The organism is Nonomuraea sp. NPDC003709 (assembly GCF_040610775.1).
Classification (GTDB): Bacteria; Actinomycetota; Actinomycetes; order Streptosporangiales; family Streptosporangiaceae; genus Nonomuraea; species Nonomuraea angiospora_A.
The window spans coordinates 869230-884856 of record NZ_JBEXMW010000001.1 but is presented as its reverse complement, the minus strand read 5'-3'; the positions used below and the strand labels follow the sequence as shown (position 1 = coordinate 884856).

Genomic DNA, 15627 nt, shown 5'->3' with positions numbered 1-15627 from the left:
CTAGCCCCTGGGCTCAGATGAGCGCGTGCGGCTCGGCGGAGCCGTACTCGACCAGGTGGGCCGCCCCGAGCAGCCAGCGGTCCTCGTCGCGTACCCGCACGTAGCCGAACCGGTCGGCCGAGAACACCTTGATCCCGTCCGTCCGGCACTGCCGCATGAGCACCTCGTCCCACCCGTCCGTGAGGTCGGCGAAACCGATCTCACGCAGGGTGTTGCGGCGGGCCAGGAGGGTCGCCCCGGCGATCTCGGGGAGGTAGGCGTACTCGGCCTCGGGCTGCTTGAGCAGCGTGGCCTGCGGCTTGCGGAGGTGGGCGTAGAAGGCCGCCTTGCCGACGATGTCGGCGGTGCTGAAGAGGAAGGCCCGCCGCAGGTCCGACAGGTAGTGCGGGCCGTAGACGTCGCGCGGGTCCATGACCGCCACCAGGTCGGCCTCGCACAGGTCGATGCCGGCGTCGAGCATCGCGCCCTCGGTCATCGCCGGGTGCGGGCGGCGGTAGACGATCTCCACGTCCGGCAGCACGTCGCGGGCCCGCAGCTCGGACTCCGGCGGCCCGATGACGATGAGCTGGTCGACCCCCGACTGCTTGGCGACCTGCGCCAGCGCGTGCTCCATCAGGTACGGGTCCATGATCGGCAGCAGCACCGAGGTGTTGAGCGTGGCGCGGGCGCTGGGCAGGCCGATCGCGTCGAGGAGCTCGTCGACCCGCTCGGTCATCGTGCCCATCTGGTACGCCCGCCGCAGCGCCACGTGCGCCCGCCGCGTGTCGGCCTCGGTGCCGATCGGCGTGCCGCAGGCGGCGAGCTCGGCCAGCCGCCACTGGGGCGTGCCCGGCGGGCAGTCCACCGCGGCCGGCCAGCGGTAGGAGGTCAGCACGTCGGGGTACGTCAGGTGCCCGGGCAGGAGCTGGTCCAGCGTGAGGAGCCGGTCGATGCGCCCGCCGGAGAGCGGCAGCGGGTTGTGCACCCGCGGCTGCACCCCGAACTGCAACCGCGGCCAGGCCACCGTGAGATCGGTCGTGAACCGGTGCTCGAACAGCTCGGCCGCCGCCGCGTACGCGGCCACGTCGCCCCGCGTGTGCCAGAAGACCGTGCGGATGCCGCGCTCGGCACACCAGGCGAGCAGCGCCTTGAGCCCTTCGCCCGGCTCACCGGTGATCTCCTCGGCCCACGGGCCGTGCTCGACGGACTCGACCACCAGCAGGTGGGGCACCTCCAGCGGGAGCACCCTGGCGAAGTCGCGCGGCGTGAAGCCGGTCGTCTGCCGCCACTCGTACCGCAGCAGCGCCTCGGCGTGCGGGTCGGCGATGACCGCGGCCGTCAGGTGCGGCCTGGTGTTGGGTCCCGTCGGCACCCGGAAGGGCTTGAGCTTGAAGGAGGCGCCACCGAGCGTCCTGGTCGTGGTGGTGGCCTGGAACGCCGCCCCGGGGCGCTCGTCCTTGGCCTTGGCGGCCGTGGGGGGCTTGCGCTTGGGCGCGATGGGCCGCTTGACGGGCTTGGCCGCGCCCCTGAGCCCCTTGGCCAGCCTGACCGGGTTGCTCTTGCCACTCCTGATCGCGTCGCCGAGGCGGTTCCAGCGGGCGACCTTGATCGAGGACAGCTTCCAGTTGGCCACCTCGGCCTGGAAGCGCTGCTCGGCCAGCTCCCTGCGCAGCTTGTCGGCGGCCGCCTGCTCGACCTCCAGCCGATCCTCGGCCTCGCTCAGCCGCTCGGCCAGCGACCTGGCCTCCGCGGCGCTCTGCTCGGCGGCGGCCAGCTTGGCCTCGGCGGCGTCCAGCAGCCTGGCCAGCTCGGCGGCGCGCTCGGCCTGCGCGACGGCATCCCGCAACGCCCGGCGTGTGCTTTCAAGCTCAGTAGACAAATGGACCTCCGCTCCCTCAGCCCGGCAAAGGATACTCTTTTTGCCTGAAGCGTCTCGAAGGGATGAGATCCGGTGCAGTTCAACGTGCGGCCCTACGTCTGCGGCGCTCTCGGCCGGATCGACCCCGCCATACTCGGCAAACTGACCGCGGCGGGCCCGAGGCTCCTGCCCGCGCTCCAGTCGGCCGACGCGGCGCTGTTCAGCTCGGCGCCGCTGCCGCCCTACCACCGCCTGGGGCAGGCGTACGCGTTCTCCTGGGGCGAGCGCAAGCCGTCTGGCGACGACGACTGGATGACGGTCGCGGAGACGTTCGAGACTCCCGGGCTGATCGGCGACGCCGACAGTGTCACGCTCCACGCGGGCGCCCTGGGCCTCGTGGACGTCTACTACGTCCGCCTCGGCGACGCGGTCTACTTCTCGTCGCAGATCCAGCCGCTGCTCAGCCTGGTGCCGGTCGAGATCGACTGGTCGGCGTGGGCGTCGATCCTGCAGGTCACGTTCCCGCTGGGCGAGGCGACGCCGTACGCGGGTGTCAAGCGGCTGCCCGGCTCCAGCGCCCTGGTGTGGCGGCACGGCAGGATCGCGACCGAGCGCAGGCTGCCGCGCTGGCTGCGTTCCGAGCCGTACGAGCGGTGGATCAGCCCGCGCGAGATCGTCGAGTTGCTGGACGAGGTCTACCAGGACTACGCGGGACGCAAGCTGCTCGTGCCGGTCAGCGGCGGCTACGACTCGCGGCTGCTGGCGAGCGTGGCCAAGGCTCGCGGGATGGACGTCGAGTCCTGGACGACCAGCCCGGACGACGGCACCGACACCGACATCGCGTTCGCCAGGTCGATCACCAGGGAGCTGGGCATCAACCACCGGGTGATCACCCAGGACGCCGCCGACTACCCGGACGACGTCGCGGAGGTGGCCCGCAGGCTCGAATACCTGACGCCGCACCACGCCTGGTACGCGCCCTTCGCCAAGGAGGTGCACAAGGCGGGCCGGATCCTGGTCGACGGCCTGGCCGGCGGGCCGCTGCTGAAGAACTTCATGGTCAGCGGGGCCGCGCTGGAGGCCACGACACAGGCCGAGCGCTCGGCGGCCGTGCTCGGCTCGCTGTCGCTGGGGGCGCCCTCGCAGCCGTTCCTGTCCAAGGCCGCCGCCCAGTGGATGGAGGAGACCGTGCGCGAGCAGTTCCTGGCCGCCACCTCCATGCTCCACGGGCACCGCGCCGAGCTGCCGCTGTCGGTGCTGCACACCAGGACCGTGCGCGGCATCGCGCGCTCCGCGGTGAACCTGGTGGGGCCCGAGGCGTCGTTCGCGGCGCCGTTCATCGACCCGCGCTTCTTCGACGCCGCGTTGTCGGTCGGCGTGGCCCGCAAGGACAAGGGCCGTTTCTACCGCGAAGTGCTCCACGCGGCCAATCCACGGGTTGCCGCACTCCCCTCGACGAATGTGGTCAAGCAGCCGCTCCAAAGGGTGCCGCTGCGTTCGACCGCCGCCCCCGCCCGAAATTATTCGCACCGCATGCTGGAGACTGTGGTGAGAAGCGTGCCGGGGCTGCTGTCGGACGAGCTGCACGAGGTGGTCTCAGGCGGTCCCGACGCTTTGACCAGGTTCAACGGCTGGAACGATCGTTTCTGGGTGCGGGGGTTGGTGCTCTTCGGGCTGTGGCTGAGCGACTTCGAGAACGACCTCTCGGACCTCGCGCCACCTTTTTAGTGAACTCTCGGTAACAGGGCGATTACGTACGGATCTCACGGGTATTAACCCTCGTACAGCAGAAGCGGGTTCCGGAAAGCCAACGGGCTGGTAGTGTTCGGCCCGTAAGCGCCGCACAAACGGGCACCAGATCACAAATCCGGTCTCGTTCCAGGGCAGTGGAGTTCGCAGGGATGACGACTCCACGCGGCGCGGTCACCAGATAGTAACGCCGGGGTAACCGGTGACTTCGTCCTGCCCACATCTCTTCCTGTGAGCGACATATGATCAACGCATCCCCATTGCCGGAGCCGATCTCCGAGGCGTTCGTCTCGGAGGATCCTGCCTGGTACAAGCGGGCGGTGTTCTACGAGATTCTCGTCCGGGGGTTCAAGGACTCCAACGGCGACGGCACCGGCGACCTTCGCGGTCTCATCGAGAAGCTGGGCTACCTCGAGTGGCTCGGCGTGGACTGCCTGTGGTTGCTGCCGCTGTACGAGTCGCCCCTGCGCGACGGCGGATACGACATCTCGGACTACATGAAGATCCTCCCGGACTTTGGGGACCTGGGTGACTTCGTGCAGCTGATCGAGAAGGCTCACGAACGTGGCCTGCGGATCATCACCGACCTCGTGATGAACCACACCAGCGATCGCCATCCCTGGTTCCAGGCGTCCCGGCACGACCCCGAGGGTCCGTACGGCGACTTCTACGTGTGGTCGGACCACCCTGGAGGCTATCCCGACGCCCCGATCATCTTCATCGGCGCCGAGGAGTCCAACTGGACCTACGACCCGGTGCGCAAGCAGTACTACTGGCACCGTTTCTTCCACCACCAGCCGGACCTGAACTATGACAACCCGGCGGTGCAGGAGGCCATGCTGGAGGTCCTGCGGTTCTGGCTGGACCTGGGCATCGACGGTTTCCGGCTGGACGCGGTGCCGTACCTGTTCGAGCGTGAGGGCACCGCGTGCTCGGGATTGCCGGAGACGCACGCGTACCTGAAGAAGGTCCGGGCCGAGGTGGACCGCCTCTACCCCGACCGGGTGCTGCTGGCCGAGGCCAACGGCTGGCCCGAGGACGTGGTCGAATACTTCGGCGACCCCACCACCGGGGGCGACGAGTGCCACATGGCCTTCCACTTCCCGCTCATGCCGCGCATCTACATGGCGGTCAAGAAGGAGACCCGCGAGCCGATCTCCGAGATCATGTCGCGCACGCCCAAGCTGCCCGACAAGGCACAGTGGGGCATCTTCCTTCGCAACCACGACGAGCTCACGCTCGAGACGGTGAGCGAGGAAGAGCGCGACTACATGCACAAGGAGTACGCCAAGGACCCGCGCATGCGGGCCTACCTGGGCATCCGCCGGCGTCTGGCCCCGCTGCTCGAGAACGACAGGGACCGGATCGAGCTGTTCACGGCCCTGCTGCTGAGCCTGCCGGGTTCGCCGGTCATGTACTACGGCGACGAGATCGGCATGGGCGACAACATCTGGCTGGAGGACCGCGACTCGGTCCGCACGCCGATGCAGTGGAGCCCCGACCGCAACGCCGGGTTCTCCTCCGCCGACCCCGGACGGCTCTACCTGCCCGCGGTCATGGACCCGATCTACGGCTACCAGGCGGTCAACGTGGAGGCCCAGCAGCGCCATGAGGGCTCGCTGCTCCACTTCACCCGCAAGATGCTGGAGATCCGGCGCAACCACCCGGTGTTCGGCGTGGGGGCGTACACGGAAATGTGGTCGTCGAACCCCTCCGTGCTCACCTTCGTCCGCGAGGACCGCGACGACATCATGCTCTGCGTGAACAACCTGTCGAAGTTCCCGCAGCCGGTCGAGCTGGACCTGCGCAGGTTCGAGGGGATGGTCCCGGTCGAGGCGCGGGGCGGGGTGGAGTTCCCGCCGGTCGGCGAGCTGCCGTACCTGCTGACGCTGCCGGGGCACGGCTTCTACTGGTTCGCGCTGAAGAAGAAGGAAAAGGCCGCTCTCAGCGCGACGTGACCGGCACCTGGGCACGGGCCGCGCGGCGGGCGGGAATGAGCGCCACCGCGAGGGCCGTGCCCACGGCTCCCACGACGGCGACGGCCAGCGTCAGGGCGGAGGGCGCGCGCCCGATGCCCGCGCCGACGCCGCTCGTGTGGCCCTGCAGGTCGATCAGCCCCGTCACCACGGACATGCCCGCCGCGGCGCCCACGCCGACGCCGAGCACGACCAGCAGCCCGGTGCCCGTCACCAGCGTGGCCATGACCTGGCGCGGCGTCAGCCCCATGGCCTTGAGCACGGCCAGGTCGAACGCGTGGTCGCGCAGCCCGAGTGCGCTGGCGGTGAGCAGGTTGGCCAGGCCGATCAGCATCAGCACGGCGATCAGCGCCACGATCACCACCCGGATGATCGACAGCCGGTCCGCCGGGTTGACCGCGGCCTGCACGTCGAGGCTCTCGGCCGACTCCGACAGCAGCCGCCCGCGCACCTCGGCGGGGTCCGCGCCCCTCTTGAGGGCGAGCGCGTAGTACTCCGGCGGCACCGAGTCCTTGGCCGCCAGGCTGTCGAGCCCCACGGAGATCACCTCGCCGTCGAGGTCGGGCTCGACGGTCCTGCCGACGATCCTGACGATCAGCGGCGTGCCGCCCACGGTCAGCCGCACCCGGTCGCCGATCTTGATGCCCAGCAGGTCGAGCAGGCCCTGCCCGGCCACCGCCTCCCCCTGACGGCCGTACATGCGCCCCTCGACCACCGGGAACGGGTACGGCTCCGTCGAGCTGCCGATGGCCCGCACGCGGACCGAGCGGGCCATGCCGGGCGCCAGGGCGTCCACGTCGGTGCCCGGATAGACCGTCTCCACGCCCTCGTCCAGCTTGGCGACGCGCTCGGCCTCGGCCGGCTCCGCCTTGCCCGGCCTGACGTACAGGCTCGCGTGCTGGCCGACCTGCTCGGGGTGGTCGGCGAAGTTGTCGAGCGTCGCCCAGACGCCGAGCCCGATCGTGACCATCATCATCGGCACGGCCAGCCCGAACGCCGTCAGGAACGCCGGCACGCGCCTGGTGAAGGCGTCCCTGGTGCCGAGGACGAGGGCGGGCGGGAGGCGTACGAGGAGGGCCAGCCGGGCCAGCCTGGACAGGCGGCCGCGCGGCGGCAGGGCGGGCGCGTCGGGGATCGGCGGCGTGCGGCCGCCGCGCCACGCGGGCAGCCCCACGGCGGCCAGCACCACCAGGGCCGTGCCCGCGACGATGGCCAGCACGGGGATCGGCGCCACGGACGTCGCGCCGAGCATCGCCGCCATCACGCCCCAGCCGACCACCGCGCCGATCGCGACGCCGAGCAGGCCCAGCGCGCCGTGCTCGGCCAGGAGCAGCAGCGCGAGCTGGCCCCTGGTGAAGCCCATCGACTTGAGCGTGGCCAGGTCGCGGAGCTGGGCCAGCACCCGGCCGCCGGCCGCGTTGGCCAGGGCGAGCGCGGCGGCCACCAGCCCGACCACGCCGAACAGCGCCAGCAGCGTGCCCAGCAGCCGGTTGTCCAGTTCCATGGCGGCCCTGACCTCGCGCCAGGTGTAGACCCGCTGGAGCTTGTCCTCCAGCATGACGACCACGCGCTGCGAGACGACCTGCGTGGCGTCGGGGTCGGCCAGGCGCAGCCCGGTCACCCACTCGCTGCGGCCCAGCATGGGCTCGATGCGGTCGAGCATGACGGGCAGGACGTAGGCCAGGCCGGGCGTCCACTGGGGGTAGAAGCCCTGCTCGGCGGAGTCGGCGATGCCGCGTACGTACAGGGTGTGGCGCTTGCCGTCGAGCGCGATGATCGTGAAGGGGGCGCCGATCCTGAGCCGCAGCGAGGTCGCGAACGAGCGCTCGACGACCACGCCGTCGGGCTGGGAGGGATCCAGCCACCTGCCCTCGGCCAGCAGCGGGTGCGCCACCTGCGGCGGCGTGGCGGGCATCGCCCGCAGTGCCGCGGGCTCCTTCTTGCCCTCCTGCGCCACGGTCACGGGCGCCGAGCGGTACGGGCCCGCGATCTGCGTCACGCCGTCGATGCCGCTCAGGTCAGCCTGGGGGCTGTCGTCGGTGTAGAGCCAGACGTGGGCGCCGTCGGTCTGGGCGAACAGGCTGCGCCACGGGTTGGTGCCCTCCTCGAGCAGGGTCGCCGCGGTGATCAGCGCGGCCACGATCCCGGCCACGGTCAGCACCGTCAGCACCGCCTGGCCCTTCCTGGCCCGCAGGTCGGCCTTGATCCACCGGCTCCCCGCCAAAGTGGCGCTCATCTGAGGTCGATCACCTCGCCGGCCGTGCGCGTGCGGCGGCGCGCGATGCGGCCGTCGTCCACGATCTCCCCGTCGAACAGCGACACCAGCCGGTCGGCCAGGCTCGCCACGCGCGCGTCGTGGGTGACCATCACGATCGTCTGGCCCTCCTTGTGGACGTCGCTGAGCAGGCGGAGCACGTCGCGGGTGTTGCGGCTGTCGAGGTTGCCGGTGGGCTCGTCGGCCAGCAGCACGCTGGGCTGGTTGGCCAGCGCCCTGGCCAGCGCGACCCGCTGCTGCTCGCCTCCGGAGAGCTGGGCGGGCGAGGCGTCGGCGCGGTCGGTGAGGTTGAGCGCGCCGAGCAGGCTCTCCCTGCGCTCGCGGGCCACCTTGGGCGAGGCCCCGGCCAGCAGCGCGGGCAGCTCGACGTTGTCGCCCACGGTCATGTTGGCGACGAGGTTGAAGAACTGGAAGACGAACCCGACCTTCTTGCGCCGCAGCAGCGCCCAGGCGCTCTCCGAGAGCGTGTCGACGCGCTTGCCGTCGAGCCAGATCTCGCCGCTCGTCCTGGTGTCGAGCCCGCCCAGCATGTGGACGAGCGTGGACTTCCCGGAGCCGGACGGACCCATGATCGCGACGAACTCACCCGGCTCGACCTGCAGGTCCACGCCGCGTACGGCAGGCACGGGCACTGCGCCATCCTGGTAGATTTTGACCAGATTGACCGTTTTCACAACCGCGCTCATGCCAGATCCTCCTGGCAACGCTCCAGCCAGTCAAGGTCCGCCTGCAGGTGGAGCATGGCGCCCTCGATGAGGAGGATGGCCACCCGGTCGGTCGGCGCGGTGCGGGCCAGGAGGTCGTTGAGATCGCCCATGAGCGACAGGTAGTGGCGGCGCTGACGACTGATCAGCGCCATCCGGTCGGCGATGCCGGTGAGCGGGGCCAGCACGAGCTTCATGAAGAACTCGTCGCGCACCCTGGGGCCCTCGGTGGGCTCGTCCACCCAGAGCGTGAGCACGTCCCGGCCCTTGGCGGTGAGGTAGTAGACCTTCTTGTTGGGCCGGTTGGACTGCTCCACGTCCACCGCCCGGACGAGGCCGTCCTTCTCCAGCCTGCCGAGCGTGACGTAGATCTGGCCGATGTTGGGGGACGGATAGGCGCTGCCGAACGTCTGCTCCAGCGCCTGTTTGAGCTCGTACCCATGGGCCGGCTCCTTAGCCAGGAGCGCCAGCAGGTGAAGCCGCACCGCCCCACCTCCCCGCCGTGTTACGAACGCGTTACGTATCTAGCCGTTGACCTACAGATTACATGTGTGCATAACATGAATGCATCTACCTAACACGTATGTAAATCACTCTGAACGTGGAGGAAACAGAGTGCGCTCGCTCACGCTCTCCCTGGTCGTCCTCCTGGCGGCGGCCGGCTGCGCGCCCGCGAGCAATGAGGGCGGCGGCGAAACGGGCACGGGCGGCACAGGCCCCATCACGTTCGCCACCGGTCGCGACACCACGGCGTACCTGCAACCCTTGCTGGACCGCTGGAACCAGGCCCACCCGGCCGAGAAGGTGACGCTGCTGGAGCTGCCCGAGGCCGCCGACGAGCAGCGCGCTCAGATGGTGGCCAACCTCCAGGCCAAGAGCAGCCGGTACGACGTACTGGGGCTCGACGTGGTGTGGACTGCCGAGTTCGCGGAGAACGGCTGGATCATCCCCCTGGAGCGCGGGTTGTTCCCGCTCGACAGGTTCCTGCCGCCCGTCGTGGAAACGGCGGTCTACAAGAACAAGCTCTGGGCCGTCCCGTACACGAGCAACGCAGGGTTGCTCTACTACCGGACCGACCTGGTCAAGAAGCCGCCACGGACGTGGGCCGAGCTTCGCGACCAATCACGACAAATAATGAAAAAGAACGATATTGGAGGCTATGCCGGGCAGTTCCTGGCGTATGAAGGGCTCACCGTCAACTTCTCCGAGGCGCTGCAGTCCGCCGGCGGGCAGATCGTCAGCAAGGACGGCACCGAGGTGACCCTCGATCCGGCCAAGACGCGCATCGCACTCGACTTCCTGCTCCAGGGCCTGCGCGAGGGCTGGATCCCCAAGGAGTCACTGAGCTACAAGGAGGAGGAGACGCGCCTGGCCTTCCAGGAGGGCCGGCTCGCCTTCGCCCGCAACTGGCCGCACGGCTACGGCCCGGCCAGGGCGAAACTGGGCGACAAGCTGGGGGTGACCCGGCTGCCGGGGCTCAACGGCCCCGGGTCCAGCACGCTGGGCGGCGCCAACCTCGCCATCAGCGCGTACTCCAAGCATCAGCACACGGCGCAGGAGTTCATCCGCTACTTCACCAGTCTGGAGAACGAGCGCCGCGTCCTCACCGAGGGCTCCTTCCCGCCCGTGTGGACCGAGCTCTACGACGACCCCGCCCTGATCAAGCGCTTCCCCTACCTACCCGTGCTCAAGGAGAGCATCCTCGCCGCCAAGGCACGGCCGGTGAGCGCCAACTACAACCAGCTGAGCCTGGTGATCGCCAGTTCGGTCGCCAAAGCGCTCGGCAACCCCTCCACCGAGTCCGCGGACGACGCCGCGGTCTCCATGAAGTCCGAAATCGAAGAGATCATCAGAACACAGTGAGGCAGCCATGCGAAACGCCAGAGCAGCAGCAATCCTGGCCGGGCTCGCGGTAGCCGTCGCCGCCTGCGGCAACGCCCCGACGACCACCTCGCCGTCCACCGACGCTTCCGGCTCCGCGTCGGCCCCCGCCGCCGGCGCCAAGCCGCTGCAGGGCGTGAAGCTCGAGGTCGCCGCCAAGTGGACCGGCGACGAGCAGAAGAACTTCGAGCAGGTCCTCAAGGCCTTCACCGAGAAGACCGGCGCGAAGGTCACGTACGCCTCCACCGGTGAGGACACCGGCGCCTACCTCGGCCCGCGCATCCAGGGCAAGAACCCGCCGGACGTCGCGATCCTGCCGCAGCCGGGCCTGGTGCAGCAGTACGCCGACCAGAGCGCGCTCATCCCGCTGACCGACGACGTCGTCAAGGAGGTGGACACCAACTACACCCCGTACTGGAAGGAGCTCGGCTCCGCCAGCGGCAAGGTGTACGGCGTGCTCATCAAGGCGGCGCACAAGTCGCTGGTCTGGTACCGGGCGCAGGCGTACGACGACGCGGGCGTGCAGCCGGCCACCACCTGGGACGAGCTGGTCAAGAACGCGCAGACCATCGCCGACTCCGGCACCGCGCCGTTCTCGTTCTGCGGTGCCTCCGGCTGGACGCTGACCGACCTGTTCGAGAACGTCTACCTGTCCACCGCCGGGCCGGAGAACTACGACAAGCTCTCCAAGCACGAGATCCCGTGGACGGACCCGACCGTGACCACCGCGCTGGAGAAGATCGCGCAGATCGCGGGCAAGAAGGAGTTCGTGGTCGACGGCAACGCCGGCGCCCTGCAGACCGACTTCCCCGGCTGCGTGACCAAGGTCTACGGCGACAAGAAGGCCGCCATGGTGATCGAGGCCGACTTCGTGGCCGTCTCCGCGGCGCAGTCGAAGGCCAAGGTGGGCGAGGAGGCCAAGTACTTCCCGTTCCCCAAGGCCGGTGACACGGCCCCCGTCGTCCTGGGCGGCGACGTCGCGGTCGCGATGAAGGACTCCCCCGGCGCGATGGCGCTGCTGCAGTTCCTGGCCTCCAAGGAGGGTGGCGAGATCTGGGCCAAGCTGCCCGGCTACCTGTCGCCCAACAAGAACGTCTCCCCCGACAACTACCCCGACGAGCTGACCAAGCAGCTCGGCCAGACGATCGTCTCGGCCGGCGACGCCGTCCGCTACGACATGTCCGACCTGGCGCCGAGCGCGTTCGGCGCCACCGACGGCAAGGGCGAGTGGAAGGCGCTGCAGGACTTCCTGCGCAACCCGAGCGACATCAAGGGCACTCAGACCACACTGGAAGCCGAGGCCAAGAAGGCCTGGAAGAAGTAAAGAGGTAAGGCCGTGACCGAACGGTTGGACGGCCCGCAGGTCTCGTCCGCGGACACCGCGGACGAGCCCTCCACCGGACCGGCTGAAACCCCCCGTACGCAACGACGCCTCGGCCCCTCGCCGGCGGTCGCCATCGCCTTCCTCCTCCCGGCGGCGGTGCTGCTGGGCATCTGGGTGGTCTACCCGATCGTCTACTCCATCTTCCGGAGCCTGTTCGACTCGGCGGGCACCGGATTCGTGGGGCTGGGCAACTACGCCACGATCTTCACCGACTCCGGCATGCTCACCACGATCCGCAACAACCTCATCTGGGTTGTCATCGCGCCGATCGTGGTGACCACGCTGGGCCTGATCTTCGCGGTCCTGACCGAGCGGATCAGGTGGTCGACGGCGTTCAAACTGATCGTGTTCATGCCCATGGCGGTCTCCCTGATGGCGGCGGGCGTGATCTTCCGCTTCGTCTACGAGCAGGACCCCGCCAAGGGCGTGGCCAACGCCGTGCTCACCACCGTGCACGACACGTTCTCCTCCTCACAGGGCTACCCGGAGGCGCGCCCGCGCGAGGGCGAGCAGTCGCCGGTCGCCGCCGACGGCGGCGCGGTCGTCACCAAGCAGCCCGCCCAGGCGGGTCAGCCGGTGCTGATCCCGATCGTGGGCGTCAAGCCGAACGCCCTGCCAAGCAACGCCCAGGTCGCCAAGGCCCCCGCGGCCGGCGACGGCCTCTCGGGGACCGTGTGGTTCGACTTCACGCCGGGAGGCGGCGGCAAGAACGGCGAGGTGGACGCCTCGGAGAAGGGCCTGCCGGGCATGACCGTCGAGGCGGTGCAGAACGGCAAGGTCGCCGCGACCGCCACGACGGCCGACGACGGCTCGTTCCGCTTCCAGGGCCTGTCCGCCGGCTCCTATGTCGTACGACTCCCGCAGTCGAACTTCCAGGCCGCCTACAAAGGCCTGAGCTGGCTCGGCCCGACACTCATCACCCCGGCGATCATCGGCGCGTTCGTGTGGGTGTGGGCCGGTTTCGCCATGGTGCTGATCGCGGCGGGGCTCGCGGCGATCCCGCGTGACGCGCTGGAGGCGGCCCGCATCGACGGCGCCTCGGAGTGGCAGGTGTTCCGCAAGATCACCGTGCCGCTGCTGTCGCCGGTGCTGCTCGTCGTCTTCGTGACGATGATCATCAATACGCTGAAGGTGTTCGACCTTGTCTTCATCATCGCCCCGGCCTCGGTCCAGCCCCAGGCGAACGTGGTCGCGCTGGAGATGTGGCGCGTGGCGTTCGGCGGCGGGAACAACCAGGGTCTGGGCAGCGCGCTGGCCGTCTTCCTGCTCGTTCTGGTCCTCCCCTTCATGATCATGAACATTCGCCGGTTCAGGAGGGACGAATCATGACGACAGCCACGGCTACCGCCCCTTCGGGGCTGGAGACGGGCGCGCCGCGCAGGAGCGTGGTGAGCAAGATCGTGGACCGGATCGGCGGCGGCGCCGTGCAGGTGATCATGATCCTGCTGGGCCTGTTCTGGCTGGTGCCGACGCTGGGCCTGCTCGTCGTCTCGATGCGTACGACGGACGTCAACACCTCCGAGGGCTGGTGGACGATCTTCACCAAGCCTGCCGAGCTGACCCTCGCGAACTACAAGGACCTGCTGGCCAGCGGCTTCACCGCGTCCTTCTGGAACACCGTGCTGATCACGGTGCCGACGACGGTCCTGGTGATCGGCATCGCGGCCATGGCCGCCTACGCGTTCGCGTGGATGGAGTTCCCCGGGCGTGACGGGGCGTTCCTCGTCGTGGTCGGGCTGCTGATCGTGCCCATCCAGATCGCGCTGATCCCCGTCGCGTCCTTCTACGGAGGCATCGGGATCTTCGGCTCGATCCCGGGCGTGGTGCTGTTCCACACGGCGTTCGGCCTGCCGTTCGCCATCTTCCTGCTGCGCAACTTCTTCGTCGGCATCCCGTCCTCGCTGCTGGAGGCGGCGCGGATGGACGGGGCGCCGGAGTGGAAGATCTTCGTGTCGGTGGTGTTCCCGCTGGGCAAGCCCGCCATCGCCTCGCTGGGCATCTTCCAGTTCCTGTGGGTGTGGAACGACATGCTCATCGCGCTGGTCTTCGCCAACACCGACAACCAGCCGATGACCAAGGCCCTGCAGTCCCAGATGCGGCAGTTCGGATCGAACGTGGACATCCTCTCGTCCGGTGCGTTCCTGTCGCTGCTCATCCCGCTGGTCCTGTTCTTCGCCTTCCAGCGGTACTTCGTCCAGGGCATGATGGCCGGTTCCGTGAAGTGATCAAGGTGCCCGCGCGGACCGCGCGGGCACCTTGTGATCATTCTGGTACGGCTGGACCCGACGTTTCGGCAGCAAGCCGTACCAGACCTAGATAGGCTCATCGGCCATGGCCGGTCGTCCACTGAACGAAGTCGTCGAAGCCGGATGGGCCAGTGCGCTTGAGCCCGTCTCCGAGCAGATCTCCCTGATGGGCGAATTCCTGCGCAAGGAAATCGCCGATGGCAGGCAGTACCTGCCCGCGGGCACGCACGTGCTGCGTGCCTTCAACCAGCCCTTCGACGACGTCAAGGTGCTGATCGTGGGCCAGGACCCCTACCCCACGCCCGGTCACCCGGTCGGGCTGTCGTTCTCGGTGGCGCCCGAGGTGCGGCCGCTGCCCGGCAGCCTGGTCAACATCTACAAGGAGATGGAGACCGACCTCGGCCTCCCCCGCCCCGCCAACGGCGACCTGACGCCGTGGGCCGAGCAGGGCGTCCTGCTCCTCAACAGGGTCCTCACCGTGATGCCCGGCAAGCCCGCCTCCCACCGGGGCAAGGGCTGGGAGCAGGTCACCGAGCAGGCCATCCACGCCCTCGTGGCACGCAACAAGCCGATGGTGGCCATCCTCTGGGGCCGCGACGCCCGCAACCTGGCCCCGATGCTCGGCAATGTGCCCCGCATCGAGTCCGCCCACCCCTCTCCCCTCTCCGCGCGCAGCGGCTTCTTCGGCTCGCGTCCCTTCAGCCGGGCCAATGAGCTGCTGGAACAGCAAGGCGCGGCACCCGTCGAGTGGAAGCTGCCCTAGAGTCGTCGCCATGAGTGATGAACCGAAGTTCCTGCGTCTCACGGTCGAGCTGACCGTCGAGGTGCTTGACGTGGACGCTTTGCAGGCGGCGGCGCTGGCCGAGATCCGGCACCCGGACGCCGACCTCACCGCCGAGGAGCGCACCGAGCAGGCCGAGCTGGTCAGCTCCGACGAGACGGGCGCCTCGGCGCTGCAGTGGCTCATCGAGCCGGACCACGTGCTGCAGCTTGTCGACCACATCAACGAGATCGAGCCGCGCGAGGCCGTCCTCGGGGTGGAGCCCTCCGAGGGGCCCAGCGAGGACGAGGACGAAGAGGAGCACGACCACGTGTGACGCGTGGGTGAAGTACGGCGGTGGCCACGGCGTTCTGGGAGGCGTCGTGGCTCTTCGCTTCTCTCTGGCGGCTCGTCGAGACCCGGCGGCTCGTCGAGACCCGGCGGCTAGTTAGGATCGATACCCTCCGGCCCGCCGCAAGGAGGCACGCAGTGATCGTCGCATTCTCCATCACCCCGCTGGGCGTCGGCGAAGGAGTCGCCGAGCCCGTCGCCCGCGCCGTCAAGGTGGTCCGCGACAGCGGCCTGCCCAACCGTACGGACGCCATGTTCACCACGATCGAGGGCGAGTGGGACGAGGTCATGGACGTGGTGAAGCGCGCGGTGGACGCGGTGGCGGAGGTGGCGCCCCGGGTCAGCCTGGTGCTCAAGGCCGATCTCCGGCAGGGAGTCACCGACGGGATGACCAGCAAGCTCGAGTCCCTGGAACGCCACCTCTCCGAATAGCCGATTTTCCAACCTTGGACCCTTCGGCGAAG

13 protein-coding genes are annotated in these 15627 nt (G+C 69.2%); 9 read left to right on the top strand and 4 right to left on the bottom strand.

Annotation, left to right across the window (positions count from 1 at the left end):
- Positions 1 to 13 precede the first annotated feature (13 nt).
- Positions 14 to 1825 (bottom strand): hypothetical protein, encoded by a 1812-nt coding sequence (locus ABZX61_RS04220; protein ID WP_355191386.1) that lies wholly within the window; start codon positions 1823 to 1825, stop codon positions 14 to 16.
- 105 nt (positions 1826 to 1930) lie between these two features.
- Between ABZX61_RS04220 and ABZX61_RS04215 the strand changes: the two genes are divergently transcribed.
- Positions 1931 to 3565, top strand: coding sequence for an asparagine synthase-related protein (locus tag ABZX61_RS04215; protein ID WP_355191384.1), 1635 nt, complete (start codon positions 1931 to 1933; stop codon positions 3563 to 3565).
- A gap of 263 nt (positions 3566 to 3828) precedes the next feature.
- Positions 3829 to 5544 (top strand): maltose alpha-D-glucosyltransferase, encoded by a 1716-nt coding sequence (gene treS / locus ABZX61_RS04210; protein WP_355191382.1) that lies wholly within the window; start codon positions 3829 to 3831, stop codon positions 5542 to 5544.
- On the opposite strand, the gene ABZX61_RS04205 is transcribed toward treS, so the two are convergent.
- Genes ABZX61_RS04205 through ABZX61_RS04195 form a run of 3 tightly spaced genes read right to left on the bottom strand, consistent with a single transcriptional unit; the run spans position 5531 to position 9026 of the window.
- Positions 5531 to 7798, bottom strand: a complete 2268-nt coding sequence (locus tag ABZX61_RS04205) for an FtsX-like permease family protein (RefSeq protein WP_355191380.1) — start codon at positions 7796 to 7798, stop codon at positions 5531 to 5533. The two genes, treS and ABZX61_RS04205, sit on opposite strands and share 14 nt — an antisense overlap.
- Positions 7795 to 8523, bottom strand: coding sequence for an ABC transporter ATP-binding protein (locus tag ABZX61_RS04200; RefSeq protein WP_350729980.1), 729 nt, complete (start codon positions 8521 to 8523; stop codon positions 7795 to 7797). Before ABZX61_RS04200 ends, ABZX61_RS04205 begins: the two co-directional genes overlap by 4 nt.
- Positions 8520 to 9026, bottom strand: a complete 507-nt coding sequence (locus ABZX61_RS04195) for a PadR family transcriptional regulator (RefSeq protein ID WP_350729978.1) — start codon at positions 9024 to 9026, stop codon at positions 8520 to 8522. The genes ABZX61_RS04200 and ABZX61_RS04195 overlap by 4 nt, the downstream gene beginning before the upstream one ends.
- A gap of 130 nt (positions 9027 to 9156) precedes the next feature.
- On the opposite strand from ABZX61_RS04195, the gene ABZX61_RS04190 reads away from it, so the two are divergent.
- The 7 genes from ABZX61_RS04190 to ABZX61_RS04160 all read left to right on the top strand — a co-directional run bounded on the left by ABZX61_RS04190 (position 9157) and on the right by ABZX61_RS04160 (position 15595).
- Positions 9157 to 10404 carry an ABC transporter substrate-binding protein gene (locus ABZX61_RS04190; protein ID WP_355191377.1) on the top strand — a complete coding sequence of 416 codons (1248 nt, stop codon included), beginning with the start codon at positions 9157 to 9159 and terminating at the stop codon, positions 10402 to 10404.
- A 7-nt stretch (positions 10405 to 10411) separates the two neighbouring features.
- Positions 10412 to 11746, top strand: coding sequence for an ABC transporter substrate-binding protein (locus tag ABZX61_RS04185; RefSeq protein ID WP_350729974.1), 1335 nt, complete (start codon positions 10412 to 10414; stop codon positions 11744 to 11746).
- Between the two features lie 12 nt (positions 11747 to 11758).
- Complete coding sequence (locus ABZX61_RS04180; protein ID WP_350729972.1) at positions 11759 to 13135, top strand: ABC transporter permease subunit; 1377 nt, start codon at positions 11759 to 11761, stop codon at positions 13133 to 13135.
- Positions 13132 to 14031 carry a carbohydrate ABC transporter permease gene (locus ABZX61_RS04175; protein WP_350729971.1) on the top strand — a complete coding sequence of 300 codons (900 nt, stop codon included), beginning with the start codon at positions 13132 to 13134 and terminating at the stop codon, positions 14029 to 14031. Before ABZX61_RS04180 ends, ABZX61_RS04175 begins: the two co-directional genes overlap by 4 nt.
- A gap of 106 nt (positions 14032 to 14137) precedes the next feature.
- On the top strand, positions 14138 to 14815 hold the full coding sequence (locus ABZX61_RS04170) for a uracil-DNA glycosylase (RefSeq protein ID WP_350729969.1): 678 nt from the start codon (positions 14138 to 14140) through the stop codon (positions 14813 to 14815).
- A 10-nt stretch (positions 14816 to 14825) separates the two neighbouring features.
- Positions 14826 to 15149, top strand: coding sequence for a hypothetical protein (locus ABZX61_RS04165; RefSeq protein WP_350729967.1), 324 nt, complete (start codon positions 14826 to 14828; stop codon positions 15147 to 15149).
- Between the two features lie 152 nt (positions 15150 to 15301).
- Positions 15302 to 15595: an MTH1187 family thiamine-binding protein gene (locus ABZX61_RS04160; protein WP_192790536.1), complete on the top strand. Its 294-nt coding sequence runs from the start codon at positions 15302 to 15304 to the stop codon at positions 15593 to 15595.
- Positions 15596 to 15627: the final 32 nt, after the last annotated feature.

Bases quoted from the DNA above. Each gene is read 5' to 3' on its own strand.
- treS (WP_355191382.1), top strand. From the start codon at position 3,829: ATGATCAACGCATCCCCATTGCCGGAGCCGATCTCCGAGGCGTTCGTC.
- ABZX61_RS04205 (WP_355191380.1), bottom strand. From the start codon at position 7,798: ATGAGCGCCACTTTGGCGGGGAGCCGGTGGATCAAGGCCGACCTGCGG.
- ABZX61_RS04200 (WP_350729980.1), bottom strand. From the start codon at position 8,523: ATGAGCGCGGTTGTGAAAACGGTCAATCTGGTCAAAATCTACCAGGAT.
- ABZX61_RS04185 (WP_350729974.1), top strand. From the start codon at position 10,412: ATGCGAAACGCCAGAGCAGCAGCAATCCTGGCCGGGCTCGCGGTAGCC.
- ABZX61_RS04175 (WP_350729971.1), top strand. From the start codon at position 13,132: ATGACGACAGCCACGGCTACCGCCCCTTCGGGGCTGGAGACGGGCGCG.
- ABZX61_RS04170 (WP_350729969.1), top strand. From the start codon at position 14,138: ATGGCCGGTCGTCCACTGAACGAAGTCGTCGAAGCCGGATGGGCCAGT.
- ABZX61_RS04165 (WP_350729967.1), top strand. From the start codon at position 14,826: ATGAGTGATGAACCGAAGTTCCTGCGTCTCACGGTCGAGCTGACCGTC.